The organism is Streptomyces sp. NPDC001348, assembly GCF_053597535.1.
In genome coordinates this window covers 49,868-76,644 of the sequence record NZ_JBSFIK010000027.1, presented here as the reverse complement: position 1 = coordinate 76,644, position 26,777 = coordinate 49,868, and the positions used below count along the sequence as shown (strand labels likewise).

The following is a 26,777-nucleotide window of genomic DNA, read 5'->3' as shown; positions in this document are numbered from 1 at the left end:
GCGGGGACACAGGCAACGAGGAAGGGCGCCGCACGGCAGCGAGGGGAACGCGACGCGGCTACAAGTCAAGTGAACGCTTGCGTTCCTTATCGGGGAGTCACTACCGTGGACGCGACAGTGAACGCGATCGTTCACTAATGGCTTTGTGGGGGACTCAAGGTGACAACCTCTCAACTGATCACGGACGACAAACCGAAGACGGCCCGCCGGGAGGGGCGTCCCGGCATCGCGCTCACCGTCATCGCGGCCTGCCAGCTCATGGTGGTACTCGACGCGACGATTGTGAACATCGCTCTTCCGCACATTCAAGACGCGCTCAAGTTCAGCACGACGGACCTGACATGGGTGGTCAGCGCCTACACGCTCACCTTCGGCGGTCTGCTGCTGCTCGGCGCGCGCGCCGGCGACATCCTCGGCCGCCGCCGGGTCTTCATGACCGGCATCCTGCTGTTCACCTTCGCATCGCTGCTCGGCGGCCTCGCACAGGAACCGTGGCAGCTGCTCGCGGCACGGGCACTGCAAGGCATGGGCGGCGCGATCGCGTCGCCCACTTCGCTGGCGCTCATCACCACCACGTTCCCCGAAGGCCCCGAACGGAACCGGGCGTTCGGTGTGTTCGCCGCCGTCTCCGCGGGTGGCGGCGCCATCGGCCTGCTCGCGGGCGGCATGCTCACCGAGTGGCTGGACTGGCGCTGGGTGCTCTTCGTCAACGTGCCGATCGGCGTGTTGATCGCGTTTCTCGCACCGCTCTACATCAACGAGTCCGAACGGCATCCCGGGCGCTTCGACATCGCCGGTGCGCTGACCTCCACGGCCGGTATGGCGACGCTCGTGTACGGCTTCATCCGGGCAGCCGAGGAGGGCTGGCGGGACAGTCTGACCCTCGGATCCTTCGGTGCCGCCGTGGTCCTGCTGCTGGCCTTCACGTTCACCGAGAGGCGGGCCAAGGAGCCGATCACCCCGCTGAGGATGTTCACCGACCGCAACCGCTCTGGCACGTACGTGATCATGCTGAGCCTGGCCGCGGCCATGTTCGGCATGTTCTTCTACATCGTCCTGTTCGTCCAGAACGTGCTGGGCTACAGCCCGATCAAGGCCGGTGTGGCCTTCCTCCCCGTCACGGTCGCGATCGCCGTCGGCGCGGGGCTGTCGCAGCGCTTCCTGCCCTCTCTCGGCCCCAAGCCCTTCATGGCGGCAGGCTCGACCCTCGTGGTGATCGGGCTCGTCTGGCAGACGTTCATCAGCCCCGACAGCTCCTACCTCGGCGGAGTCCTGGGACCGATGCTGGTGTTCGGATTCGGGATGGGACTGAACTTCGTGACGGCGACGGTCACGGCGGTCTCCGGTGTCGCCCAGCACGAAGCGGGCGCGGCATCCGGGCTGCTCAACGCCATGCAGCAGGTGGGCGGTTCGCTGGGGCTGTCGATCCTGACCACGGTGTTCGGTTCCGCCGCCAAGGACGAGGCGAAGAAACAGCTGCCGAAGTTCCTCGCCGACGGCACGCCCGCACAGAAAGCCGATTTCGCCAAGACGCACCAGCTGCCCGCGCCTTGGGGACACGAGGTGCTGGCCCACGGGATCTCGACCGCGTTCATCCCCGCCGCCGCGATGGCCGTACTCGCCCTGGCCACCGCCGGTCTGGTGATCAAGGTACGCAAGAGCGACCTCGAAGCCCTCGCCGGCACGGCGGGTCCGGGCACCGGCTGAGGCGACCGGCCCGGCACAGGGCCGCGGATGGCCGGACCGAGCCCCGGGGGCCGACGGCAAGGGCGCCCGGCCGGCCATCCGCACGTTCGTCACGCCTCCACCCCCACACCAGACGACACCGCGACTCGACGACCGCGCGCCCTCCGCGTCGCACGGCCACTGTCAGGACAACGCGTGGCGGTTACGCACAGTTCCCATCGAGCACGCAGTGTTCGCAGTAGTCGCAGCGTTCGTGACGCCGGGCGGCTCCGGCGCGGCAGGCGTCACGCGGTCGTGCGCAGCCAGTCCGGCAGCGACTCCGTCCGGTCCACCCACTCGGCGGGCGGAGTCCCCGCCTTCCCGGCCGCGAGGACGCCACCGACGATGGCGCAGGTGGTGTCCACGTCACCACCCACCTGGGCGGTCGTCCAGAACGCCGTCTCGTAGTCACCGAGAGCCCGCGCGGCCGACCAGAGGGCGAAGGGCACCGTGTCATGGGCACTCGTGCGCCGCCCGCAGCCCAGCACGGCCGCGACAGTGGCCGCGTCGTCGTAGTCGAGCATGTCCCGAGCGCGCCGCAGGCCCGCACCGACCGCACTCTTCGGGACGAGGGCGACCACCGAGTCGAGGAGTTCCCCGGGGCTGGGCGGCCCGTCCGGGGCCGCGACCAGTGCGGCGGCCGCGGCGACGGCCATCGCACCCACCACGGCCTCGCGGTGCTGGTGCGTGGGGTATGCGGAGATCTCCGCCTGGTGACCGGCCTGCTCCGGGTCGCCCGCGTACCAGGCTCCCAGGGGCGCGATCCGCATCGCCGCCCCGTTGCCCCACGAGCCCTGCCCCTTGAAGAGTCCGGCGGCCAGCGCCCGCCAGTCCTCCCCCTCGCGGACGAGCCGCAGCAGCCGGTTGACCGCCGGGCCGTAGCCCCGGTCGAAGTCGTGATGGTGGGCGAAGGAGTGGGCCAGCGCGTCCTGGTCGACGCGGTGGTGGGCAGCCAGCACAGCGACGACCGAGCAGGCCATCTCCGTGTCGTCGGTCCACTGCCACGGACCGGCGGGCAGCTCGCGACGCTTCAGCAGGGGGTAGTGCGCCGGAACGAAGAACTGCGAGCCCAGCGCGTCCCCCACCGCAAGCCCACGCAGGCTGGTCAGGGCTCGCTCCAGGCGCGCGGAGGGAGAGGAGTCAGCGGTCATCGCCCTGTCACTCTAGCCGTTGATCCAGTAGGGCACCGGTTCCCGCCAGCGATCGAAGGGCCGGTCGAGGGTGTACCTGCCGTCGTTCCCCAGAACGAGCATGCGCATCTCGGCGTTCCCGGGGTTGGACAGCGACTCGAACTCCGCGACGGTCCAGTGGAACCAGCGCATGCAGAACAGGCGCATCGCCAGGCCGTGGGTCACCAGCAGCACGTTCGGCGGATGGTCCGGGTCCTCGAAGCTGCGGAACAGGCTCTCGAGGAAGCCGCCGACCCGGTCGTACACGTCGGCACCGGACTCTCCCTGGGGGAAGCGGAAGAAGAAGTGCCCGTAGGCGTCCCGGTAGGCCTTCTGGAGGCGCACGTCGTCACGGTCCTGCCAGTTTCCCCAGTCCTGCTCGCGCAGCCGGGGCTCCTCGCGCACACGTATGAGGTCCGGGTCGAGGTGGAAGGCGCGGAGCGTCTCGTGCGTACGCCGGTACGGGGACACGTACACACTCACGCGTTCACGTCCGAAGACCTCGCGGAGTGTCTTGCCGGTCTCCTCCGCCTGCTGCCTGCCCCGCTCGGTCAGTGCCAGAGCGTGGTCGGGTTCCCGCTCGTACACGGAGTCATCAACATTGCCCGTTGACTCCCCGTGGCGGACAAGGACGATGCGCCGTGGTCGTGCCATGCCGAAACCCTAGATCCAATGAGAGCCGCTCGAGCACCCGTACGGGCTCCATACGGCGTAGGTCACACGAATCCTGCACCGCAGAGCCCCCAAGGGCGCGGAATTCGCCGTTCCGGATGTCACACCGTCCAGCTCGGCTCCAGTTCCACTATGTCACCGGTGAGGGCCGCGACGTCCGCCTCGGTCTGTGCGCGCAGGGCCAGGCGTTCCACCCGCTCGGTCCGGTACTTGCCGTGCTCGGCGGCCGACCGCCACATCGACAGCACCAGGAACTCCTGCCCCGGCGCCTCACCGAACATACCGCGGATCATGCCGGGTGAGCCGGCCATCGCCGGGTTCCAGACCTTCTCCTGCATGAGGGTGAAGTGCTCGACGCGCTCCTCGTGGATCCGGCAGAGGGCCACGCGGATCAGGTCTGTGTCGGTGAACCGGGGTTCGAAGCCGGTCTTCACGTCGAAGCGGTACTCGAACAGCTTGACCTGGATGTCCTTGAACGTGCCCGACTGCCCCGCCGCCAGCCGGTCGTGGGAGCGGGCCATGAAGGAGTCGTAGAAGGCACGGCTCTCCCAGAAGGCGAAGATGTGCGCCACGCCCGGCCGCTGCCGGCTCCACCCTCCGCCCTGCCCCCGAAACCCCGGCTCCCCGAGAAGCCCCGCCCACTTCCGCTGCCCCCGCTCGAAGCCGCGGCGGTCCACCACGGTGCAGCGAATCCACTTGACCAGCACCGCGCCATGGTAAGGCCACCTGGCGTGGCGCCGGTCACGCTCCGGCGGAGATCGACCGCGCACGCGCCCCCACGCCCATGGCACGATGGACAACGATCTGTCGTTGCCCAGAAGTTGAGGCAGTGAGGCCTCCAGGGGGAAGGGGACGCCCGGTGACCGGCTTCAGCAAGGGGATCCGCAAGGTCGAGGTCGCGCTCAAGTGGGACCCGAGTCCGGCGGGCGAGCCGCCCACCGATCTCGACATCGTCGCCGCGACGTTCGCCGCGGGCGACCCGTACGGCACTCCGGCCTATGTGGTGCACTTCGACAGCCGGTCCCCCGACGGCACCATCTATCTCAACCGGGACAGCACCGACGGCAAGGGCTTCGGCTGGGACGAGGTGATGACCCTCGAACTCGACCGCCTCGACAGCCGGTACGCGCGCGTGGTCGTCGGTGTGGTCATCCAGCAGCGCCTGGTGGACCGGACCTTCGCCGGCGTCCTGAATCCCGCGGTACGCATCCGGGAGGGCTACAACGTCCTGGCCGAGGACGACTTCGGCTCGGTGCTCGGGGCCACGGCGGCGGCGGTCGCGGAGTTCACCCACGACGAGTCCGGCAGCTGGAACTTCCGTCCCGGCCTGCGCGGCTTCGAGGACGACCCCGCGACCTTCACCAGGTCCATGGGCCGGTTGCACCAGCCCTGACGCCCGGTCCGTAGGCGCAGGCCACGGGCTGGTCACATTCGGCAAGAGGTAAGGGGCGCCGGCCCATGGCCGGCGCCCCTTACCTCAGGCACTGCCCGTCATCAGCTGCAGCCGCTGGTCGAACCGCAGCCCTCGCAGATGTAGCAGGAGCCGGCCCGCTGCATCTTCGTGCCGCAGGAGAAGCACAGCGGGGCGTCGGCCTGGATGCCCAGCTGCATCTCCACCAGCTCGGCGCTGGTGTGGGCCTGCTTCGGGGCGGGCTTGGCCGCCTCGGCCTTCGGCGCGGCGACGGCCTTCAGCTCCTGGGCGCGCGGCGCCGACTGCGCCAGGCCCTCGACGTCGACCTCCTCGTCGGAGGGCTCGTAGGAGCCCGTCTCGAGGTGGCGCTGGCGCTCCTCGGCGGAGTGGATGCCGAGCGCGGAGCGGGTCTCGAAGGGCAGGAAGTCCAGCGCCAGGCGGCGGAAGATGTAGTCGACGATCGACTGCGCCATCCGCACGTCCGGGTCGTCCGTCATGCCGGCCGGCTCGAAGCGCATGTTGGTGAACTTCGAGACGTAGGTCTCCAGAGGCACGCCGTACTGCAGGCCCACCGAGACCGCGATGGAGAAGGCGTCCATCATGCCCGCGAGGGTGGAGCCCTGCTTCGACATCTTCAGGAAGACCTCGCCGAGACCGTCGTCCGGGTAGGAGTTGGCGGTCATGTAACCCTCGGCGCCACCGACGGTGAAGGAGGTGGTGATGCCGGGACGGCCCTTGGGGAGGCGCTTGCGGACCGGGCGGTACTCGACGATCTTCTCGACCGTCTCGCGGATGGCGGCCTCGGCCTTGTCCGCGACGGCGTCGGTCGCGGACTTCTCCTTGTCCTTGGTCTTGGCGGAGAGCGGCTGGCCGACCTTGCAGTTGTCGCGGTAGATGGCGAGGGCCTTGATGCCCATCTTCCACGCCTCGAAGTAGACCTCCTCGACGTCCTCGACGGTGGCGCTCTCGGGGAGGTTGACCGTCTTGGAGAGGGCGCCCGAGATCCACGGCTGGATCGCGGCCATCATGCGGACGTGGCCCATCGCGGAGATGGAACGCTCGCCCATGGCGCAGTCGAACACCTCGTAGTGCTCGGGCCGCAGGCCCGGGGCGTCGACCACGTTGCCGTGCTCGGCGATGTGGGCGACGATCGCCTCGATCTGCTCCTCCTGGTAGCCCAGGCGGCGCAGGGCCTGCGGGACGGTGCCGTTCACGATCTGCATCGAGCCGCCGCCGACCAGCTTCTTGAACTTGACCAGAGCGAGGTCGGGCTCGAGGCCGGTGGTGTCGCAGGACATCGCCAGACCGATGGTGCCGGTCGGGGCGATGACGGACGCCTGGGAGTTACGGAAACCGTTCTGCTCGCCGAGGCGCAGGACGTCCTGCCAGGCCTCCGTGGCGGCGGCCCAGACCGGGGTGTCCAGGTCGTCCATGCGGACGGCCACGGCGTTGGCGTCGGCGTGCTGCGTCATGACGCGCTTGTGCGCGTCGGAGTTGCGGGCGTAGCCGTCGTACGGGCCGACGACCGCGGCGAGCTCGGCGGAGCGCTTGTACGCGGTGCCGGTCATGAGGGAGGTGACCGCACCCGCCAGCGCGCGGCCGCCGTCGGAGTCGTAGGCGTGGCCGGTCGCCATCAGCAGGGCGCCGAGGTTGGCGTAGCCGATGCCGAGCTGGCGGAACGCGCGCGTGTTCTCGCCGATCTTCTGGGTCGGGAAGTCGGCGAAGCAGATGGAGATGTCCATTGCCGTGATGACGAGCTCGACGACCTTGGCGAAGCGCTCGACCTCGAAGGACTGGTTGCCCTTGCCGTCGTCCTTGAGGAACTTCATCAGGTTCAGCGAGGCGAGGTTGCAGGACGTGTTGTCCAGGTGCATGTACTCGCTGCAGGGGTTCGAGCCGTTGATACGGCCGGACTCCGGGCAGGTGTGCCAGTGGTTGATCGTGTCGTCGTACTGGATGCCCGGGTCGGCGCAGGCCCAGGCGGCCTCGGCCATCTTCCGGAAGAGGGCCTTGGCGTCGACCTCCTCGATGACCTCGCCGGTCATGCGCGCGCGCAGGCCGAATTTGCCGCCCTGCTCGACCGCCTTCATGAACTCGTTGTTCACGCGGACCGAGTTGTTGGCGTTCTGGTACTGGACCGAGGCGATGTCGTCGCCACCGAGGTCCATGTCGAAGCCCGCGTCGCGCAGGGCGCGGATCTTCTCCTCCTCCTTGACCTTGGTCTCGATGAAGTCCTCGACGTCGGGGTGGTCGACGTCCAGGATGACCATCTTGGCGGCGCGGCGGGTGGCACCACCGGACTTGATGGTGCCGGCGGAGGCGTCGGCGCCGCGCATGAAGGAGACGGGGCCGGAGGCGTTGCCGCCGGAGGAGAGCAGTTCCTTGGAGGAGCGGATCCGGGAGAGGTTCAGGCCGGCACCGGAGCCGCCCTTGAAGATCATGCCCTCTTCCTTGTACCAGTCGAGGATCGACTCCATGGAGTCGTCGACGGACAGGATGAAGCAGGCGGACACCTGCTGGGGCTGCGGGGTGCCGACGTTGAACCAGACGGGGCTGTTGAAGCTGAAGATCTGGTGCAGGAGGGCGTACGCCAGCTCGTGCTCGAAGATCTCGGCGTCGGCGGGCGAGGCGAAGTACTTGTGGTCCTCGCCGGCCTTCCGGTACGTCTTCACGATGCGGTCGATCAGCTGCTTGAGGCTGACCTCGCGCTGCGGGGTGCCGACGGCACCGCGGAAGTACTTGCTGGTGACGATGTTGACCGCGTTCACCGACCAGAAGTCGGGGAACTCGACGCCGCGCTGCTCGAAATTGACCGAGCCGTCGCGCCAGTTGGTCATGACGACGTCACGGCGCTCCCAGCTCACCTCGTCGTACGGGTGCACGCCGGGGGTGGTGTGGATGCGCTCGATGCGCAGGCCCTTGGTGGCCTTGGCACCCTTGGACCGGGAACCTCGTGCCGGACCGCTCGCCGTCTCTGTCATGCCGCCTCCCTGTACGGGCGAAAACGCCCTGAAGTGCCACGATGTTCCCGTGACACGGTGTTCTGTCTTGTGCTGCGGGCACCCTCACGTTGCCGCCCGCAACAGGCCTCTGGTCGCCGCCGTCCCGCCGGAACCGGTGTCTCCGCCCCGTTCCGGCCCGCCGGTCAGTCGGCGGCGTGGGCGGGCACGGGGACCTGCGAAGTCCCTCCGGGCCCGCGGTCGTCTTCCTTGCTCCCCGCTCCCGCGTCGTCGTCGGCAGGGCCTCGCGACCCCTCCCTGAGTTCCGCGATGGCGGCCTCGAAGTCCTCGAGCGAGTCGAATGCCCGGTAGACGGAGGCGAATCGCAGATAGGCGACGAGGTCGAGCTCCTGCAACGGGCCGAGTATGGCCAGCCCCACGTCGTGGGTGGTCAGCTCGGCGCTTCCGGTGGCCCGCACCGCCTCCTCGACCCGCTGGCCGAGCTGTGCGAGTGCGTCCTCGGTGACAGGCCTTCCCTGGCATGCCTTGCGCACGCCGTTGATGACCTTGGTACGACTGAAAGGCTCGGTGACTCCGGACCGCTTGACCACCATGAGCGAGCAGGTCTCCACGGTCGTGAAACGACGGGAGCAGTCGGGACACTGGCGGCGCCTGCGGATCGACGTGCCGTCGTCGGTCGTACGACTGTCGACCACGCGGCTGTCGGGGTGCCTGCAGAAGGGGCAGTGCATGATCTCCAACCCTCCTCACAGCAGACTCAACAGCCCCGGAGACCTCATGGGTCCCTCGGAGCAGCCACAAGCATAGGGGATCACCGGAGCATCGCCGACCCGGGGGACCACAACTTGTGGGCAGCTGTAGCAATCCAACCACTACATGTGGGGCTTGGCCCATACACCAACACGCGCGCGTGTCGCAGACGTACCGCTGATGCGGATACGGAGATAGCGTGGGCGCCGCACGGAGGTCACGTAGGACTCCGACGCAGAAGGGGTCCGGCAACCCGGTCGACCGGATTCCGGATGGCAGACTGGGTCGCAGCCCACGAGGTCGCCACCCCGGCGGTGAAGAGTACAACAATGAGCCTTTTTGTCCGCCAGGTGTCGCGTTAGCCATACACCCACACACACGACAACGTCCGGTGAACGGCGTTTTTTCACTCGAACGTGTGTTTGGCGCAACCTTTCGAAAGCAACTACCGTTGTCCAGCAGGGAGACCATCGAGAGGGGCCGACGTGACCACCACCGCAGACAGCGCCACCATCACCGCCCAGGACCGCTCCCAGGGCCGACTCGAGCCGGTGCACGCGATGAACGAAGCCACGAATCCCGAGGGACACAAGCGATCCCTGCCGGGCCGACCTCCAGGCATCCGGGCGGACAGCTCCGGACTCACCGACCGACAGCGCCGGGTGATCGAGGTCATCCGGGACTCCGTGCAGCGGCGGGGCTACCCGCCGTCCATGCGGGAGATCGGCCAGGCCGTCGGACTCTCCAGCACGTCCTCCGTCGCGCACCAGCTGATGGCGCTGGAGCGCAAGGGCTTCCTGCGCCGTGACCCGCACCGCCCGCGCGCGTACGAAGTACGCGGCTCCGACCAGGCGGTCACGGTGCAGCCCACCGACACCGCCGGCAAGCCGGCCGCATCCTACGTCCCGCTGGTCGGCCGTATCGCCGCCGGTGGCCCGATCCTCGCCGAGGAGTCGGTCGAGGACGTCTTCCCGCTCCCCCGCCAGCTGGTCGGTGACGGTGAGCTCTTCGTCCTCAAGGTCGTCGGCGACTCCATGATCGAGGCCGCGATCTGCGACGGCGACTGGGTCACCGTCCGCCGCCAGCCGGTCGCCGAGAACGGCGACATCGTGGCCGCCATGCTCGACGGGGAAGCCACCGTCAAGCGCTTCAAGCGCGAGGACGGCCACGTCTGGCTCCTGCCCCACAACTCGGCCTACGAGCCGATCCCCGGCGACGACGCGACCATCCTGGGCAAGGTCGTCGCGGTGCTGCGGCGCGTGTGACCACCGCGGCGGACGGCCCGAGACGGTCCGTCCACTGACCGGGCCCCGGAACCCCTGCGCCGGTTCCGGGGCCCTGTACTGTGCCGAGCCGCATACCGGGCAGCTCTGCATATGACGGGGGGGGCCGCTCCCGCACCTGGGGCGGCCCCCCGATCACTCGATCACTTTTCTTCCGCCTGCTTGGCCGCCGCGTCGATGGCCGCGAGCGACTTGCGGACCTGGTTACGGTCCGTGGTGTACCAGAAGTCGGGCAGTGACGCCTTGAGATAACTGCCGTACCGTGCCGTGGCCAGCCGCTGATCCAGTACGGCCACCACGCCCCGGTCCCCCGACGCCCGCACCAGACGGCCGGCGCCCTGTGCCATCAGGAGCGCGGCATGGGTCGCGGCGACCGCCATGAAACCGTTGCCGCCGGCGTCCTCCACCGCCTTCTGGCGGGCGCTCATCAGCGGGTCGTCGGGGCGCGGGAACGGGATCTTGTCCATCACGACCAGCTGGCAACTGGGGCCGGGGACGTCGACGCCCTGCCACAGCGACAGCGTGCCGAACAGACAGGTGCCGGGGTCCGCCGCGAAGTTCTTGATCAGTTCGCCCAGGGTCTCCTCACCCTGGAGCAGGATCGGGAACTCCGGGATGCGGGAGCGCAGCTCCTCCGCGGCGAGCTGGGCCGCCCGCATAGAGGAGAACAGGCCGAGCGTGCGACCGCCGGCCGCCTGGATGAGTTCGGTCAGCTCATCCAGCATGTCGGCACGATCTCCGTCGCGGGCCGGGCGGGCCAGATGCTTGGCGACGTACAGGATGCCCTGTTTGGGGTAGTCGAACGGCGAGCCGACGTCGACGCCCTTCCACTGCGGGACGTCCTCGTCATCCGTTCCCGTACCCTCGGGGGCGAGCCCCAGCGAAGCCCCGACACCGTTGAAGTCACCGCCAAGCTTGAGCGTGGCCGAGGTCAGGACGACGGAGCGGTCCGCGAAGAGCTTCTCCCGCAGGAGGCCCGAGACGGACATGGGGGCGACGCGCAGCGAGGCGCCGAACCTGTCGTGGCGCTCGTACCAGACGACGTCCCACTCGGATCCGTTCACGATCCGCTCCGCCACGTCGTGCACCGTCTCCACGGAGGCGAGGGCCTGCTTGCGGACCGCGTCCTCGTCCTGCACCGACTTGTCACGGGTGGTGCCGATCGCCGAGATGACCGTGCGGGCCGCGTCCCGCAGGGCCATCAGGGCGTAGCCCAGGTCCTCCGGGATCTCCTCCAGCCGGCCCGGGAGGGCCAGCTCCATCAGCCGCTCGAAGCCCTCCGCCGCGGTCTGCAGCTGGTCGGCGGCCTTCTCGTTGACCAGTTTCGCGGCACGGCGCACGGCACGGTTGACCTGTCCGGGCGTGAGCTCGCCGGTGGCCACACCGGTGACCCGCGAGACCAGCTCGTGTGCCTCGTCCACGATCAGCACCTCGTGCTGGGGAAGCACCGGCGCGCCCTCGATGGCGTCGATGGCGAGCAGGGCGTGGTTGGTGACGACGACCTCGGCGAGCTTGGCGTGCTCGCGGGCCATCTCGGCGAAACACTCGGCGCCGTACGCGCACTTCGAGGCGCCCAGGCACTCCCGGGAGGACACCGACACCTGCGACCAGGCCCGGTCCGAGACACCGGGTGTGAGGTCGTCGCGGTCACCGGTCTCGGTCTCGTCCGCCCAGTCACGCAGCCGCAGCAGGTCCTGACCCAGCTTGCTGGTGGGGGCCGCGGTCTCGAACTGGTCGAACAGGCCCTCCTCCTCGTCCTGCGGCATGCCCTCGTGCAGACGGTGCAGGCACAGGTAGTTCGACCGGCCCTTGAGCATGGCGAACTCCGGGCGGCGGCGCAGCAGCGGGTGCAGGGCCTCGACCGTGCGCGGCAGGTCGCGCTCCACCAGTTGGCGCTGCAGGGCGAGAGTAGCGGTCGCCACGACGACGCGCTCCCCGTGCGCGAGCGCGGGCACGAGGTAGCCGAGCGACTTTCCGGTGCCGGTGCCGGCCTGGACCAGCAGGTGGGATCCGTCGTCGATCGCCTCGGCGACCGCTTCGGCCATCGTGACCTGGCCGGGGCGCTCCGTACCGCCGACGGCTGTGACGGCGGCATGCAGGAGTTCGGGGAGAGAGGGCTTAGTCATAGCGCGTCAACCCTACGGCCAGGCACTGACAAACGGCGGATCAACTGCGGAACCAGGGCTGGGACCACGGGGGCGCGGGGCGGGATCAAGATTTTTTCCCATTCGTCCGGCGGCTGGGAACCGGGCCGGTTCGACCTTCGTTCCATGAGTGACGACGTCGTTACGGAGTGCTACATCAGATGGCGCAGGGATCGGTCCCGGATCATGAGGGCGGCCCGCTTGGCGGGCAGGTCGACCTCGGCACCGAACCGGAAACCCGCGCGCAGGAAGGCAGCCACGGAGGGGGTGTTGCGAAGATCGGGTTCAGCGACGACGCGAGCGCAGGCCGGGCGGTGGTCCAGGACCAGGTTGGCCACTGCTCTGAGCAGGGCCGAGCCGTGTCCGCGCCCACGGTCGGCGACGGCTCCGACGAGCAGGTGGAGCCCGGTGTCGTGCGGGCGGGCCGGGTAGTGGCGGGCCAGTTGGTCCAGGTCGGCCCGGTACACCTCCCAGTAGCTCATCGGGGTGCCGTCGAGCACGCCGAGGCACGGGACGCTGCGTCCGTCGCCGTCCAGTTGGGCTCGCAGGTGGTCCTCGGTTCGTGACGGGGGGCCGGCCAGCCCCCAGAACGCGGAGACGGCCGGGTCGTTCATCCAGCGGCTGATGAGCGGCAGGTCGCGCTCGATGCGGACCGGTCGCAGCTGGAAGGTGCCCATGGGCGTAGCGGTCGGACCCCAGTCCTGGATGCCGTCGAGGAGGTCGTCGGCGGGCCGGATCCGCCGGCCCGTGCCTTCCCGGTGGCCGGGTACGGGATCGGCGGTCTCCCGGGTGCCGGTGGCCTCCGCGGCGAAGAGGGCGAGGAGTTCGTCGGGCAGCCGCAGGTCCAGTGTGTCCTCGCCGTCCCCGGCCGGCTCGGGGCCGTCCGGGGAGGTGGGGACACGGTCGGCGTCGGTGCTCGCGTCGGCGGGAGGCACGGGCGCTCCTCTCAGGAGGCGGGGTGGGGCATGTCCCTCGGAGGTGGATGGGGTCGGTGTCGTCGTGCTGTCGGAGCTGTGGGGACCGTGGGGTCAGGAGTGGAGGGGGTTGGCGATGGTGACGTAGACGGACTGGGTGTCGACCGGGCCGACGAGCTCGTCGAGGCCGTGCAGCCGGGTCAGCAGGTTGGCCTTGCAGCGCAGCACGGGCGAGTCGAGCAGGAGTGCGGGCAGGGAGGTGCGCAGCGGGGCAGGTCCCGAGGCCACGTCGCGGAGGAAGCGGCGGAAGGCGGCGAGCAGCAGGTGCTCGTCGGCCAGGCCCTGGGATCCGAACGCTCCGATGAGGCCGAGCACGTTGTTGACGGCGAGGTAGTAGGCGAAGCGCTCGTCCGTGACCTCGTCGGACACGAAGGTGTCGCTGTGCACGCCGATCCCGGGCAGCCGCGCCTCGAGTTCGGCACGCCGGGACTGGCGGAAGTAGTAGCCCTGGTTGTCGCGGTAACGACCGCCCGCGGGCCAGCCGTCGCCGTCCAGCAGGAGCAGGGTGTTCTGCTGGTGCGCCTCGAGGGCGATGCCCGCCTCGCTGTCCAGCCACAGCACGGGCCGCACCACCTGTTCCAGGTAGCGCAGGAACCACTCGGTGGCGACGGCGTCGCGTGCTCGGCTGGTGCGCTCGACGAGCCGCGTGATGACGGTGGCCAGCCGGGAGCGCACGGGCGGCATCCCGGCCGGCGGTCGGTGGTCCTCGACGGCGGTGTGGGCCAGGGGCCGGGGCGAGACGAGTCCGGCGACGCAGGAGACGTCGTCGGACGGGGTGAACGGGTTGTGCCGGATCATCACGTCGAGTCCGGGTACGGGCCGGCCGTCCGGGTCGTCGACGGCGAGCCAGGCCGGGTCGCGGACGATGTCGAAGGACGGGTGCGCGGCCTGCCAGTTCCGGGACAGGCCGCCGCGCAGCAGGCGGTGCACCTCGACGCCGCGGTGGAGTTCCTTGCGGAGGTTCTCCCGGCGGGAGTTGGTGATCCGCAGACCGAGGGACAGCTTGAGCATGGCGGGCGCGCCGGACCGGTGGACGGTGCGTACGGAGGAGGTGGGGTGCCACGGGGAGCCGTGGGTGCCGAGTGCCCTGAGCAGCCCGGCGTCGAGGAGGGCGGCGGTCGTGTCGCGGTGCCGGAGCTCGCGCCACTGCCAGGGGTGCAGGGGCAGGGCGGCGTAACCGTCGGGCAGGGACAACCCGGAGCCGGCGAGCCGGGCCGTGAGCCGGTCGGCCGGGACGGCGCGTCCACGCTCGGTCCAGGCCGAGTCGCTCGCGAGCAGTGAAGGGGCGACGGCGATCCAGTGGAGGGGGAAGGAGCCGCGTAGTTCGGGCGAGTACAGGCGGGCTTCGGAGTCGGTGAGTCCTTCGCGGCTCTTCGGTGCCGGGTGGAAGGGGTGGCCGAGCAGCAGCGCCTGTTCGGCGGCGAGGAAGTGGTCGGGGCCGTCGGCGGGGTGTGCGCGCCGGTCGCTGACGAAGGTGGCGGTGCGGCGGAGGGAGTCGGCCACGCGGGCGACGAGGTCACCGCCGTCGGCGGTGACGGCCTCGGCGGTGACGGCGTCCGGGCCCGGGCCGGTGCCGTCGGTCTGGGCGTGTGCCTCCCTGCTGATCAGGGCCGTGAGCGTCACCGCGTCGAGCGGTGGGGCGCCCTCGGGGGCGTCGGCGAACCGGGGCGGTCCGAAGCGGTGCCAGCCGGCCGGGGACCAGTGGTGCACCGGTGCGATCAGCGCCGTGCCGCTGGCGGGAAGGGGGATGCGCAGGACTCCGGTGCGCGGTTCACGGAGGTCGGCCTCTCGTACCCAGCAGCGGAGCAGGTTGTCCACGGCGGCTGCCTGCGCGGCGGTGTGCGGGTCCGGGTGCTCCAGGGGGCCGGTGGTGGTTCCCCTCGCCGGCTCGGCTTCCCGGGGCCGCGGTGTGTGCCGGGGCACCGATTCGGCGGCGGGTGGGGGCGAAGAAGGGATGTGCGGGGCATGGAGGTGCGGGACGCGGGAACGGCCGTCTGGTGCCGGAATGGCGTTCAAGTCTGGTTCTCCGGGTTCGTGCGGGAGGGGCTCGGCGGCGGCATGGGCGAAGGGGGCGTGCCTCAGGCCCGGGGTGTCCCGGCCGCTCGGGTCGGCGAGACACCGCGGGCCACCGCCGCGACCGCGTCGGCGAGACGGTCGAGTACGGCAGCGGCCTGCTCGTCACTGATCGTCAGGGGCGGGAGGAGCCGTACGACGCCGGCGTGGCGGCCGCCGAGTTCGACGATCAGGCCGCGACGCAGGCACTCACGCTGGACGGCAGCGGCCAGTTCGGGAGCGGCGGGCCGTGGAGTGCGGGGATTCCGGGGTGCGGCCGTCGGCGTCGCCGGATCACCTTCGGGACCGGCAGCGGGACCCGGCACCCTATGGGCCTCACCCGGTCCGTCCGCGTTGGTTCCCCCGTCCCGTTCCGGATCCACCACCTCGATGCCGATCATGAGGCCCCGGCCCCGCACATCACCGATGCACGCGAACTCATCCCTGAGCGCTTCCAGTTGGGACAGCATGCGGGTGCCGAGCCGGGCGGCGTGTTCGGCGAGGCCGTTCTCCCGGACGTGGGCGAGGGTGGCCGCTCCCGCGGCCATGGCCAGTTGGTTGCCGCGGAAGGTACCCGCGTGCGCGCCGGGCTCCCACACGTCGAGGTCGTCGCGGTAGACGACGACGGCCAGCGGGAGGCTGCCGCCGATGGCCTTGGACAGGACCATCACATCCGGGGTGACACCGCTGTGCTCCACGGCCCAGAAGGTGCCGGTCCGCCCCACTCCCGTCTGGACCTCGTCGGCGATCAGCGGGATGGACCGGGCGGCGGTGATCTGCCGCATGCGCCGCATCCAGTCGTCCGGGGCGGGGATCACTCCGCCCTCGCCCTGGACGGGTTCGAGGATCATCCCGGCCGGCAGCGGCACTCCCGACTTGGGGTCGTCGAGGACGGACTCGGTCCAGCGGGCGGCGAGTTCGGCACCGCGTGGGCCCCCGACGCCGAACGGGCAGCGGTAGTCCTGCGGATAGGGCAGCCGGGCGACTCGTACGTCGCATGCTCCGCCGGACGCCGCCAGGGCACCGGTGGTCATCCCGTGGTAGGCACCGGTGAAGGCGAGAATGCCGGCACGCCCGGTCGCGGCGCGCACCAGCTTGAACGCGGCCTCCACCGCGTCCGTGCCCGCCGGTCCGCAGAACTGCACGCGAGCCCGGTCGGCGAGGCCCTGCGGCAGGGTCCGGAACAGCTCGGTGACGAAGGCGTCCTTGACCGGCGTCGCCAGGTCGAGGACGGACAGGGGGGCACCCGAGTCGAGGACCTTGCGGATGGCGTCCAGCACGACCGGGTGGTTGTGGCCCAGGGCGAGGGTCCCCGCGCCCGAGAGGCAGTCGAGGTAGCGGCGGCCGTCAGCGCCCTCGATGGTCAGGCCGCGCGCCCGGACCGGCACGATGGGAAGGGCGCGTGCGTAGGTGCGCGCCGCCGACTCGCGCGCGGATTGCCGCCTCAGGATCCCCTCGTGTGCGCCACGCGCTCCCCCGGACACCGATTCCGTCACGGTCACGGCCTTGTCCTCCCGCTGTCCAGAGGCGACTTGCTCCCTCAGGGGACCCGGCACAGGCAGCAGGCCCCCTCACCGCTACCAACCGCGGACCGGCTGACGGGTTACGGGTTGCTTCAAGATCCTTGCCGTGACGGAACCGTAGCCGTTACGGCAGAAGTCCCCCACTGCGAACGCATAGTGTGTGATGCCGTTCCCAGACGCCTGTGAGAGCGGCGTGGACTCCGCATGAGTTCCGCCGGACCGCACGGGCGCAGCGCCGAGTTCCGTCACATCACGGGGAGTCAAGAGCATGCGATCCATACGGCCGCCGTTCACCGTTCACCGAAGGGGGGCGGGGTCCCGCAGGACCTCCTCCTCCGCGCTGGCGGCCGTCGCCCTGGCCTCGGCGCTGGCACTGACCGCCACCGCCTGCAACGGTGACGACAACGCCGACGCCAAGCCGTCCGCTTCCGTGTCCGGTGACGGCAGGATCAGGATCCCTGCCGACATCAGGAACAAGCTCAAAGAGCACGGGATCGACATCGACAAGTGGAAGCACGGCGCCTGGAAGAACTGGAACAGGGACGACTGGCTGCGTGAGGCCAACGACTTCATCAACCCGATCATCAAGGGCCTGTGGAACCCGGACCGTATGCGGGGCGCCGAGGACCCGGACAAGGGCGTCGACGACAACGACATCTCCGGTGACCAGGGCGTGACGGACCCGACGCCGGCGCCGGTCAGGGCGCAGGCGGTGCGGGCGCCGTACCACACCAACGCGGCCACGGCCGGCAAGGTGTTCTTCGACGCCCCCGAGGGCACGATGGTCTGCTCGGCGACGGTCGTCGAGGACCCGGCCCACCCGGGCAAGTCCAACCTCATCTGGACGGCAGGCCACTGCGTGCACGCCGGAAAGAGCGGCGGCTGGTACCGCAACATCGCCTTCGTGCCGTCGTACAACAACACGGCCATGACGGCCAAGCAGCTGGAGAGCGCCACCAGGGAGCAGATCGCCCCGTACGGCGTCTGGTGGGCCGATGCGGCGCAGACGTCCCAGCAGTGGATCTCGCAGGGCGGTGAGACCGGCGGGAACGGCGCGTCGTACGACTTCGCCGTCATCCACGTCACGCCCGAGCAGGGCAACAGCGGCAAGTCCCTGGAGGAGACGGTCGGTTCGGCGCTTCCGGTGAACTTCGACGCGCCGGCCGTGCCGAAGGTGCAGAGCATCACGGCGACCGGCTACCCGGCCGCGGCGCCGTACGACGGCCAGCTGGCGTACCGGTGCCAGGACAAGCCGGGACGGCTGTCGATCCAGAAGACGGACCCGACGATGTACCGCATCGGGTGCACGATGACCGGTGGTTCGTCCGGCGGCGGCTGGGTGGAGACCGGCTCGGACGGCAAGCCGGCCCTGGTCTCCAACACCTCCATCGGCCCGGTGTCCGCGGGCTGGCTGGCGGGTCCGCGGCTGGGTGACGTGGCCAAGGGCGTGTACGACAAGGTCAGCAAGCAGTTCGCCGGCCGGTAGTGCGGGTGGGCCGGCCCGACGCCGGTGTGCGGAAGGCCCGCCCCCGCGGCAAGCGGGGGCGGGCCTTCGCCGTTGTGCGTATGAGCAGTGCTGCGTCAGAGCGCGGGAGTGGGTGTGTACGGTGCGAGGTCCGCAGCCAGTTCCTCGTGCACCCGCGCCTTGAGCAGGGTGCCCTCCGCGGTGTGCTCCTCGGAGATCACCTCGCCCTCGGTGTGGGCACGGGCGACGAGCTTGCCGTGCGTGTACGGCACCAGCGCCTCGATCTCGACGGACGGCCTGGGCAGCTCGTTGTCGATGAGGGCCAGCAGCTCGGTGATGCCCCGGCCGGTGCGGGCCGAGACGGCGATGGAGCGCTTCTCGATCCGCATCAGCCGCTGGAGCACCAGCGGGTCGGCCGCGTCCGCCTTGTTGATCACGACGATCTCGGGCACGTCGGTGGCGCCGACGTCCCGGATCACCTCGCGCACGGCGGCCAGCTGCTCCTCCGGGTTCGGGTGCGAACCGTCCACGACGTGCAGGATCAGGTCGGAGTCGCCGACCTCCTCCATGGTGGAGCGGAACGCCTCGACCAGGTGGTGCGGCAGGTGCCGGACGAAGCCGACCGTGTCGGCCAGGGTGTAGAGCCGGCCGCTCGGGGTCTCGGCCCGGCGCACGGTCGGGTCGAGGGTCGCGAACAGGGCGTTCTCGACCAGTACGCCCGCGCCCGTCAGACGGTTGAGCAGGGAGGACTTGCCGGCGTTGGTGTAGCCCGCGATGGCGACGGAGGGCACCTTGTTGCGGCGCCGCTCCTGCCGCTTGATCTCGCGGCCCGTCTTCATCTCCGCGATCTCCCGGCGCATCTTCGCCATCTTCTCGCGGATCCGGCGCCGGTCCGTCTCGATCTTGGTCTCACCGGGACCACGGGTGGCGAGGCCGCCGCCCTTGCCGCCGCCCATCTGGCGGGACAGGGACTGACCCCAGCCGCGCAGTCGCGGCAGCATGTACTGCATCTGGGCGAGCGCGACCTGGGCCTTGCCCTCTCGGGACTTCGCGTGCTGGGCGAAGATGTCGAGGATCAGGGCCGTACGGTCGATGACCTTGACCTTGACGACGTCCTCGAGGTGGATCAGCTGGCCCGGGCTGAGCTCACCGTCGCAGATGACGGTGTCGGCGCCCGTCTCGACGACGATGTCGCGCAGCTCCACGGCCTTGCCGGAACCGATGTAGGTCGCCGCGTCGGGCTCGTTGCGGCGCTGGATCACGCCGTCGAGGACGAGTGCACCGGCGGTCTCCGCGAGGGCGGCGAGCTCCGCGAGGGAGTTCTCCGCGTCCTGCGCGGTCCCCGAGGTCCAGACGCCGACGAGGACGACCCGCTCCAGACGGAGCTGGCGGTACTCGACCTCGGTGACGTCCTCGAGTTCGGTGGACAGGCCCACCACACGGCGCAGGGCCGCGCGCTCGGAGCGGTCGAACTGGTCGCCGTCCCGCTCTCCGTCGATCTCGTGGCTCCAGGCGACGTCCTCTTCCATCAGGGCATCGGCCCGAAGACCTTCGGGGTAGGCGTGCGCGAAGCGCTTGGTGTCCTGGGAAGCGGAAGAAGAGGAGGTCATTTGATCCTTACGTCGATGAGGATTCCGGTTGGCGGCGCCGGTGGCCGTGGCGGTCTTCGTCCGCCGATGTTCACAACGCACGAGTACCCCGGGAAATTCCCGTGCCCCGTGCCGCGCCGACCCGAAGATGGTCCCACGGCAGGCCCTGTCTCGTCACCGCCTTATTCCCCGGTACCAGGCCGGGGGGCCTGGCCGAACCGCGCCGCCCGGGTACGGCGCCCGGGCCCCGCCGTCACCGCGCAGGGGGCGCGGCCCCGCCGCTATCGCCTGGGCGTCGCCGGTTTCCAGTCCGGGTGGCCCGGCATGGGGGGTGTCTTCTCCCCGTACAGCCAGGCCTGGAAGAAGCCGGTCAGGTCGCGGCCGGCGATGTCCGAGGCCAGACGGGTGAATTCGGCGGTGGTCGCCGTGCCGTCGTGGTGCCGGCGCACCCAGGTCCGCTCCAGACGTTCGAACGCGGCGCTGCCGATCTCCTGGCGCAGGGCGTAGAGGACCAGCGCGGCACCGTCGTACACGTTGGGCCGGAAGATGCCGATCTTCTGGCCCGGTGCCGGCGGCTTGGGCAGCGCCGGTGGGCCGCCGGCCGCCCGCCAGCGGTCCGAGGAGCGGTAGGCGGTCTTCATGCGGGCGGCCATGGACTGGTGCGCCTTCTCCTGCGCGTACAGGGCCTCGTACCAGGTGGCGTGCCCCTCGTTGAGCCACACGTCGGACCAGGTGCGAGGGCTCACGCTGTCACCGAACCACTGGTGCGACAGCTCGTGCACCATGATCGACTCGATGTACCACCTGGGGTAGGCGGAGCCGGTGAACAGGCTCTTCTCGAAGAGGGAGAGCGTCTGCGTCTCGAGTTCGAAGCCGGTGGCGGCCTGGGCCATGAGGAGACCGTACGTCTCGAAGGGGTAGGGCCCGACCTTGCTCTCCAGCCAGGCGATCTGGTCCGGGGTCTTCGCGAGCCAGGGCTCGAGCGCCTTGCGGTCCGCGGCGGGCACCACGTCGCGCACCGGCAGACCGTGCGGCCCGGTGCGGTGCAGCACCGCGGAACGCCCGATGGACACCTGTGCCAGCTCGGTGGCCATGGGGTGCTGGGTCCGGTACGTCCAGGTGGTGGACCCGCCGACCCGGTCCACGCCGGCCGGCACACCGTTGGCGACGGCCGTGTAGTCGTTGGGCGCGGTGATCCGGATGGTGAACATCGCCTTGTCGGAGGGGTGGTCGTTGCACGGGAACACCAGGTGCGCGGCGTCGGCCTGGTTGGCCATGGCGAGCCCGTCGGCGGTCCGCAGCCAGCCGCCGTCCCGGCCCTGGACGGTGCTGGGGTCGCTGGTGTGCCGCACGGTGATCCGGGTCCAGCTGCGCTCGGCCAGCGGCTTCTCGGGCGTCACCACCAGGTCCTCGCCGACGCCGGCGAAGGCGGCGGGCCGGCCGTCGACCTGGACGGACTCGACGGTGCCGTGCGCGAAGTCGAGGTTGACCCGGTCCAGCGGGGCGGTCGTCAGGGCGTCGATCGTGGTGACGGCCTGCAGGGGTTTGTCGTTGCCGCCGGGATAGGTGAAGGACAGGTCGTACGACACCACGTCGTACCCGGGGTTGCCCAGGTACGGGAAGAGCCGGTCGCCGACGCCCAGCGGGGCGGCCGGGGCGCTCGCGGCGAGAAGACTGACGCAGACGGCGGAGCCGAGGAGGGCGGTGGTTCGCCTGCGGGGGCGGGCACGGTGAACGCCGGATCGCCGATCCGGTGTGCGGGGCGTGGGCAGCATGGACCACGGCTACCAGTACGCGCCCGTGCCGCCGTGACGGCGCGCGACCGGCCCACCCGAATGGGGCCCCCGCGGCCGGGTTCCTCAGGCATCGGGGCCCTGGTGCTGCGCCCGGCCGACGTCGTAGACGCCCGGCACGTTCCGCATCGCCCGCATGAGGGCCGGGAGGTGGGCCGCGTCGGGGAGCTGGAGGGTGTAGGTGTGGCGGACGCGCTGCTGGGTCGGCGGGGCGACGGTGGCGGAGACGATCTCGGCGCCCTCGAGGGCGATCGCCTCGGTGAGGTCGGCCAGCAGGTGGGGGCGGCCGAACGATTCGGCGACCAGCGTCACCCGGCATGCGGTGGCGTCGCCCCAGCGCACGCCCACCTCGGCGCGCCCCGTGCTCTTCATACGCGCCACTCCGGCGCACTCCACGCGGTGCACGGTCACCGCCCCGCCGCGTACCGCGAAGCCGGTGACCTCGTCGGGCGGTACGGGTGTGCAGCAACCGGCGAGCCGCACGGCAGCCCCCGGCCGGTCGACGACGGCGTTGACCGCTCCGGGGCGGGCGGGAGGGGCCTCGGCGAGGGGGCCGTTCGCCGAGCGGGGGCTGCCGCCGGCCACCGCTTCCGGCTGCCCCTGGACGCCGTCCACGCCGGGTGCCTCCGCACCGCTCCAGCTCTCCTCCCCCGTCTCCCCCGCCGTCGCGTCACCGGTGTCGGGGTGGGCCGCCAGCCATCGCTGGATGGCGATGCGGGCGGCCGGGGTGTGGGCGTGGTCGAGCCACTCCCGGGAGGGCTCGGAGGCGGGGTCCTGGCCCATGAGGAGCTGGACGGTGTCGCCGTCCTTCAGGACGGTGCTGAGGGTCGCCAGACGGCCGTTGACGCGTGCGCCGATACAGGCGTGCGCGTCCTCGCCGTACTGCGCGTACGCGGCGTCCACGCAGGTGGCGCCCTCGGGCAGGCCCAGTGTGCCGCCGTCGGGCCGGAAGACGGTGATCTCGCGGTCCTGGGCGAGGTCCTCGCGCAGGGTGGACCAGAAGGTGTCGGGGTCGGGCGCCGCCCGCTGCCAGTCGAGGAGGCGGGACAGCCATCCGGGGCGGGTGGGGTCGACCCGCTCGCCGTCCCCCGCGGCCTGCTCCTCCGCGGGCGGCGCGTACGGGTTGCCGAGCGCGATGACCCCGGCCTCGGCGACCTTGTGCATCTGGTGGGTGCGGATGAGGATTTCGACGACCTGCCCGTCGGCGCGTGCGACGGCGGTGTGCAGCGACTGGTACAGGTTGAACTTCGGTACGGCGATGAAGTCCTTGAACTCCGAGACCACTGGGGTCATGCAGGTGTGCAGCTCGCCGAGGACGGCGTAGCAGTCCGCGTCCTCGTTGACCAGGACGAGCAGGCGCCCGAAGTCGGCGCCCCGCAACTGCCCGCGTTTGCGTGCGACGCGGTGGACGGAGACGAAGTGCCTGGGGCGGATGAGGACTTCCGCCTGGATTCCGGCTTCGCGCAGGACCGCGCGGGCCTCTTCGGAGACCTCCGTGAGGGGGTCGTCCGGACGGCGTGCGTTGCCGACGATCAGCTCGCGCGTGTGTTCGTACTCCTCGGGGTGGAGGATCGCGAAGACGAGGTCCTCCATCTCGGTCTTGAGGGCCTGCACGCCCAGCCGTTCGGCGAGCGGGATCAGGACGTCCATGGTGACCTTGGCGATGCGGGCCTGCTTCTCGGGCCGCATGACGCCGAGGGTGCGCATGTTGTGCAGCCGGTCGGCCAGTTTGATCGACATCACGCGCACGTCGTTGCCGGTGGCGACCAGCATCTTGCGGAAGGTCTCGGACTCGGCCGCCGCCCCGTACTCGACCTTCTCCAGCTTCGTGACCCCGTCGACGAGGTACCGGACCTCCTCGCCGAACTGCTCCCGCACCTGATCGAGGGTCACGTCGGTGTCCTCGACGGTGTCGTGGAGCAGAGAGGCCGTCAGTGTCGTCGTCTCGGCGCCCAGTTCGGCCAGGATCAGGGTCACCGCCAGCGGGTGCGTGATGTACGGCTCGCCGCTCTTGCGCATCTGGCCGCGGTGCGAGGACTCGGCCAGGACGTAGGCGCGGCGCAGTGGTTCGAGGTCGGCGTCGGGATGGTGGGCGCGGTGCGCCTCGGCGACGTGGCCGATCGCGTCGGGCAGCTTGTCGCGGGCGCCGGGTCCGAGCAGCGCGGCCCGGCCGAGCCGGCGCAGGTCGATCCGGGGGCGGGCCTTCCTGCGGGCCGCTGTAGGGGCTACAGGGCCAGGGGTCGCAGGGTTCGTGGCCTCCGTACTCATGGGCACCTCCGGCTCGTTGACCGGCGGACGGGCCTCAGGGCATACACGGCTCAGGGATGGCGACGTTCCCCCGTCCGTGCCGGTGCTTGATGCTACCGAGCCCACCACGCCCGACTGACCGCCTCTCGCCGAGCGTGAAACGGATCACCCATTCGAGCGAGGGAAGAAAGGTTTACGGTTTTGCGCCACGGGTTCCGGGGTGGGCCTTGGTTTTGCACCGGTCCGGTCGCCGGAGTTCGCCGATCCGGGCGCCGAGGCCGGTGCGAGACAACGGTTCACGTGGTCAACGGACCGCGTTTTCCAGCCACTCGGCGTCGATCTCGCCCTCGGCGACGATCACGGCGGGGCCGGTCATCTCGATCTCGCCGTCGGGCCGCTCGGTGATCACCAGTCGCCCGCCGGGCACGTCGACGGTGTATGTCGCCGGGGAACCGGTGACGGCCGGATCGGCGCCGTCCCGGCGCGCGGCCGCCACGGCGACGGCGCACGCGCCCGTACCGCAGGAGCGGGTCTCGCCCGAACCCCGCTCGTGCACCCGCATCGCGACGTGGTGGGGGCCGCGGTCGACCACGAACTCGACGTTGACCCCTTCCGGGTAGGCGGCGGCCGGGCTGAAGGGCGGCGGGGCGAGCAGGTCCCCTGCGTGCGCGAGGTCGTCGACGAAGGCGACGGCGTGCGGGTTGCCCATGTTCACGTTGCGCGCGGGCCAGCTGCGCTCGCCGACGCTCACCGTGACGTCCCCCTCGGGGAGGCGCGCGCTGCCCATGCCGACGGTGACGTCTCCGTCCTTCGCGATGTGGACGGCCTTCACGCCCCCTCGGGTGGCGACCGCGATGTCCCCTTCGGCCACATGCCCGGCGTGCTGCAGGTAGCGCGCGAACACACGCACCCCGTTGCCGCACATCTCCGCGATGGAGCCGTCGCCGTTGCGGTAGTCCATGAACCACTCGGCCTCGGCCGCCATGCCCCCGGCCTCCGGGTGGGCGGCGGACCGCACGACGTGCAGCACGCCGTCACCGCCGATGCCGGCGCGGCGGTCGCACAGGGCGGCGACGGCGGCCGGGGTCAGGTCGATGGCGTTCTCGGGGTCCGGGACGATCACGAAGTCGTTCTCGGTGCCGTGACCCTTGAGGAAGGCGATCCGCGTGCTCATTCCTCGATCGTACGGGAGCGCTCCGCCGGTGGGCCCGTGGAGCGGTGCGCCGGGAGGAACGGTGCGGGGTGTGTGCGGCTGATCGCGCCCACGCGGCGGAGCCGCACGTCGACGCAGGCCCGCGCCCCTTCCGGGGCGCCTCAGCGAAGCCTTGCCACCCGCCACACGGCGAGAACCGCCACCACGGCCACCAGCAGTACGTATCCGAGCACGACCCGCCAGTCGGGCCGACGGCCGGAACCCCGGGGCGGCAGGCCCGGCCAGGTGTAGCCGACGCGGCGGGCGGCCATCATGCCCCAGCCCGCGGCGCAGCAGCAGATCAGCAGGCCGAGCATGGCGATGACGGCACCACTGTCTCCGAAGTCGAAGGCCAGCGGGAAGGCGAACATCAGAGAGCCCCCCGAGGCCAGCGCCACGATGGGCGCGAGCTGCCAGATGCGCAGCCTCCGCTGCGGGCGCAGCTCGACCTCCACCTCAGGGCCGCTCGCGTACATCTCCTCGGGCTCGGGGCCGTCGGCAGTCACACCGTCCGGTGTGTCGTCCGGACCGTCGGGGCTGAGCAGGTTCTCGCCCAGTTCCGGTTCGCCGCCGTCGACGGTCACGTACTCGGTGCTTCGTGCGGTGTCGCGAGGGCCGGCCTCCATCGCCACGCGCCCTCCCAACTAGGACTCCACTTGGTCGATCGAAGCTCGATGATGGCACGGCACCTGAGGCCGCGATGACCGGCGGCGCATCCCGATGCCATGACGTGATCAGGCTGTAACCGGTCGTTCGACCAATGCCAGGGCCAGCTGCGGGAGCTCCGCGCGGTCCGCCGCGGCCCCACTCAACCAGTGCACCCGGGGATCGCGTCTGAACCACGAATCCTGGCGGCGCGCGAAGCGTTTGGTGGCGCGTACGGTCTCGGCCCTGGCCTCCTCCTCGGTGCACCCGCCGGCGAGCGCCGCGAGGACCTGCTGGTAGCCGAGCGCGCGCGACGCCGTACGCCCCTCGCGCAGGCCCTGCGCCTGGAGTGCGCGCACTTCGTCCACGAGCCCCTCCTCCCACATCCGGTCGACCCGGCGTGCGATGCGCTCGTCGAGCTCGGGCCGGGTCACGTCGACGCCGATCTGCAGGGTGTCGTAGACGGAGTCGTGGCCGGGGAGGTTGGCGGTGAAGGGTCGGCCGGTGATCTCGATGACCTCCAGGGCCCGGACGATACGGCGGCCGTTGCTGGGCAGGATCGCGCGCGCGGCCTCGGGATCGGCGGCGGTCAGCCGGGCGTGCAGCGCGCCTGAGCCGCGCAGCGCGAGCTCGTCCTCCAGGCGGGCGCGGACCTCGGGGTCGGTGCCGGGGAACTCCAGGTTGTCGACGGCTCCCCGCACGTACAGACCCGAACCGCCGACCAGGATGGGCCAGCGGTCCTCGGCGAGCAGTGCGTCGATACGCGCGCGGGCCAGCTTCTGGTACTCGGCGACGGAGGCCGTGACGGTGACGTCCCAGATGTCCAGCAGATGGTGCGGAACGCCGCCACGCTCCTCGGGCGTCAGCTTGGCGGTACCGATGTCCATCCCTCGGTAGAGCTGCATGGAGTCGGCGTTGACGACCTCGCCGCCGAGCTCCCGGGCCAGGAAGACGCCCAGATCGGACTTTCCGGCCGCGGTGGGACCGACGACGGCGATGACGCGGGGGGTGGGGGGTGCACTGCTCACCGCACCAGTCTCGCAAACGTCACCACCGCGCCTCGAACGAGTTACGTGACGACCCGGGTCCGGGGTCGTTGCCCGTTGCGAGGTACCTGCCGCCTGCGTCCGGAGGCGGTGAGCCGGGTCGCGCAAACGGGCGCACCGGGCTGCGCGGGATTCTC

The 26,777-nt window shown here is 70.7% G+C and carries 19 protein-coding genes; 4 read left to right on the top strand and 15 right to left on the bottom strand.

The genetic code is table 11. The features are described 5' to 3' along the window. Nucleotides 1–159 precede the first annotated feature (159 nt). On the top strand, nt 160–1,707 hold the full coding sequence (locus ACWC21_RS26180; RefSeq protein ID WP_450885267.1) for an MFS transporter: 1,548 nt from the start codon (nt 160–162) through the stop codon (nt 1,705–1,707). Between the two features lie 263 nt (nt 1,708–1,970). Here the strand turns inward: ACWC21_RS26180 and ACWC21_RS26175 are convergent, their stop codons facing one another. The 3 genes from ACWC21_RS26175 to ACWC21_RS26165 form a co-directional block, all read right to left on the bottom strand. Further along, nucleotides 1,971–2,876, bottom strand: a complete 906-nt coding sequence (locus tag ACWC21_RS26175; protein ID WP_450885266.1) for an ADP-ribosylglycohydrolase family protein — start codon at nt 2,874–2,876, stop codon at nt 1,971–1,973. Between the two features lie 12 nt (nt 2,877–2,888). After that, nucleotides 2,889–3,548: a histidine phosphatase family protein gene (locus tag ACWC21_RS26170; RefSeq protein WP_450885265.1), complete on the bottom strand. Its 660-nt coding sequence runs from the start codon at nt 3,546–3,548 to the stop codon at nt 2,889–2,891. Nucleotides 3,549–3,667: 119 nt separating this feature from the next. After that, complete coding sequence (locus ACWC21_RS26165; protein ID WP_450885264.1) at nt 3,668–4,273, bottom strand: YdbC family protein; 606 nt, start codon at nt 4,271–4,273, stop codon at nt 3,668–3,670. A 152-nt stretch (nt 4,274–4,425) separates the two neighbouring features. Here ACWC21_RS26165 and ACWC21_RS26160 point away from each other — a divergent pair, with 152 nt between their 5' ends. Then, on the top strand, nt 4,426–4,959 hold the full coding sequence (locus ACWC21_RS26160; RefSeq protein WP_450885263.1) for a TerD family protein: 534 nt from the start codon (nt 4,426–4,428) through the stop codon (nt 4,957–4,959). A gap of 101 nt (nt 4,960–5,060) precedes the next feature. Here ACWC21_RS26160 and ACWC21_RS26155 read toward each other — a convergent pair whose 3' ends face one another. Both ACWC21_RS26155 and nrdR read right to left on the bottom strand, forming a co-directional pair. Continuing rightward, nucleotides 5,061–7,958, bottom strand: coding sequence for a vitamin B12-dependent ribonucleotide reductase (locus ACWC21_RS26155; RefSeq protein ID WP_450885262.1), 2,898 nt, complete (start codon nt 7,956–7,958; stop codon nt 5,061–5,063). A gap of 164 nt (nt 7,959–8,122) precedes the next feature. Beyond that, nucleotides 8,123–8,668, bottom strand: a complete 546-nt coding sequence (gene nrdR, locus ACWC21_RS26150) for a transcriptional regulator NrdR (RefSeq protein WP_450885261.1) — start codon at nt 8,666–8,668, stop codon at nt 8,123–8,125. 504 nt (nt 8,669–9,172) lie between these two features. Between nrdR and lexA the strand changes: the two genes are divergently transcribed. Further along, nucleotides 9,173–9,952, top strand: a complete 780-nt coding sequence (lexA, locus tag ACWC21_RS26145) for a transcriptional repressor LexA (protein WP_235460597.1) — start codon at nt 9,173–9,175, stop codon at nt 9,950–9,952. A gap of 161 nt (nt 9,953–10,113) precedes the next feature. Here lexA and ACWC21_RS26140 read toward each other — a convergent pair whose 3' ends face one another. The 4 genes from ACWC21_RS26140 to ACWC21_RS26125 all read right to left on the bottom strand — a co-directional run bounded on the left by ACWC21_RS26140 (nt 10,114) and on the right by ACWC21_RS26125 (nt 16,642). Then, the gene (locus tag ACWC21_RS26140) at nt 10,114–12,096 is read right to left on the bottom strand and encodes an ATP-dependent DNA helicase (protein ID WP_450885260.1); all 1,983 of its coding nucleotides are present in this window, start codon (nt 12,094–12,096) and stop codon (nt 10,114–10,116) included. Nucleotides 12,097–12,266: 170 nt separating this feature from the next. Continuing rightward, entirely contained in the window at nt 12,267–13,049 is a 783-nt protein-coding gene (locus ACWC21_RS26135) for a GNAT family N-acetyltransferase (RefSeq protein ID WP_450885259.1), read from the bottom strand. Between the two features lie 93 nt (nt 13,050–13,142). Beyond that, nucleotides 13,143–15,104 (bottom strand): IucA/IucC family protein, encoded by a 1,962-nt coding sequence (locus tag ACWC21_RS26130; RefSeq protein ID WP_450885258.1) that lies wholly within the window; start codon nt 15,102–15,104, stop codon nt 13,143–13,145. Between the two features lie 62 nt (nt 15,105–15,166). Then, on the bottom strand, nt 15,167–16,642 hold the full coding sequence (locus ACWC21_RS26125) for a diaminobutyrate--2-oxoglutarate transaminase family protein (RefSeq protein WP_450885257.1): 1,476 nt from the start codon (nt 16,640–16,642) through the stop codon (nt 15,167–15,169). Between the two features lie 289 nt (nt 16,643–16,931). Between ACWC21_RS26125 and ACWC21_RS26120 the strand changes: the two genes are divergently transcribed. Continuing rightward, a complete protein-coding gene (locus ACWC21_RS26120) occupies nt 16,932–18,149 on the top strand; it encodes a trypsin-like serine peptidase (RefSeq protein ID WP_450885256.1) in 1,218 nt (405 codons plus the stop codon). 95 nt (nt 18,150–18,244) lie between these two features. On the opposite strand, the gene hflX is transcribed toward ACWC21_RS26120, so the two are convergent. From hflX to miaA, 6 genes are all read right to left on the bottom strand, one after another. After that, nucleotides 18,245–19,738 (bottom strand): GTPase HflX, encoded by a 1,494-nt coding sequence (gene hflX / locus ACWC21_RS26115; protein WP_450885255.1) that lies wholly within the window; start codon nt 19,736–19,738, stop codon nt 18,245–18,247. A gap of 260 nt (nt 19,739–19,998) precedes the next feature. Beyond that, complete coding sequence (locus ACWC21_RS26110) at nt 19,999–21,492, bottom strand: M1 family metallopeptidase (RefSeq protein ID WP_450885254.1); 1,494 nt, start codon at nt 21,490–21,492, stop codon at nt 19,999–20,001. 84 nt (nt 21,493–21,576) lie between these two features. Next, complete coding sequence (locus ACWC21_RS26105) at nt 21,577–23,778, bottom strand: RelA/SpoT family protein (RefSeq protein ID WP_450885253.1); 2,202 nt, start codon at nt 23,776–23,778, stop codon at nt 21,577–21,579. Nucleotides 23,779–24,061: 283 nt separating this feature from the next. Continuing rightward, nucleotides 24,062–24,931 (bottom strand): diaminopimelate epimerase, encoded by an 870-nt coding sequence (dapF, locus tag ACWC21_RS26100; protein WP_450885252.1) that lies wholly within the window; start codon nt 24,929–24,931, stop codon nt 24,062–24,064. 140 nt (nt 24,932–25,071) lie between these two features. Continuing rightward, a complete protein-coding gene (locus ACWC21_RS26095; protein WP_450885305.1) occupies nt 25,072–25,575 on the bottom strand; it encodes a hypothetical protein in 504 nt (167 codons plus the stop codon). A 108-nt stretch (nt 25,576–25,683) separates the two neighbouring features. Continuing rightward, nucleotides 25,684–26,622: a tRNA (adenosine(37)-N6)-dimethylallyltransferase MiaA gene (miaA, locus tag ACWC21_RS26090; protein ID WP_450885251.1), complete on the bottom strand. Its 939-nt coding sequence runs from the start codon at nt 26,620–26,622 to the stop codon at nt 25,684–25,686. Nucleotides 26,623–26,777: the final 155 nt, after the last annotated feature.

Coding starts and splice junctions, on each gene's coding strand:
- dapF (WP_450885252.1), bottom strand. CDS start 24,931: ATGAGCACGCGGATCGCCTTCCTCAAGGGTCACGGCACCGAGAACGAC.
- hflX (WP_450885255.1), bottom strand. CDS start 19,738: ATGACCTCCTCTTCTTCCGCTTCCCAGGACACCAAGCGCTTCGCGCAC.
- ACWC21_RS26105 (WP_450885253.1), bottom strand. CDS start 23,778: ATGAGTACGGAGGCCACGAACCCTGCGACCCCTGGCCCTGTAGCCCCT.
- ACWC21_RS26120 (WP_450885256.1), top strand. CDS start 16,932: ATGCGATCCATACGGCCGCCGTTCACCGTTCACCGAAGGGGGGCGGGG.
- nrdR (WP_450885261.1), bottom strand. CDS start 8,668: ATGCACTGCCCCTTCTGCAGGCACCCCGACAGCCGCGTGGTCGACAGT.
- ACWC21_RS26140 (WP_450885260.1), bottom strand. CDS start 12,096: ATGACTAAGCCCTCTCTCCCCGAACTCCTGCATGCCGCCGTCACAGCC.
- ACWC21_RS26110 (WP_450885254.1), bottom strand. CDS start 21,492: ATGCTGCCCACGCCCCGCACACCGGATCGGCGATCCGGCGTTCACCGT.
- ACWC21_RS26155 (WP_450885262.1), bottom strand. CDS start 7,958: ATGACAGAGACGGCGAGCGGTCCGGCACGAGGTTCCCGGTCCAAGGGT.
- ACWC21_RS26175 (WP_450885266.1), bottom strand. CDS start 2,876: ATGACCGCTGACTCCTCTCCCTCCGCGCGCCTGGAGCGAGCCCTGACC.
- ACWC21_RS26170 (WP_450885265.1), bottom strand. CDS start 3,548: ATGGCACGACCACGGCGCATCGTCCTTGTCCGCCACGGGGAGTCAACG.
- ACWC21_RS26095 (WP_450885305.1), bottom strand. CDS start 25,575: ATGGAGGCCGGCCCTCGCGACACCGCACGAAGCACCGAGTACGTGACC.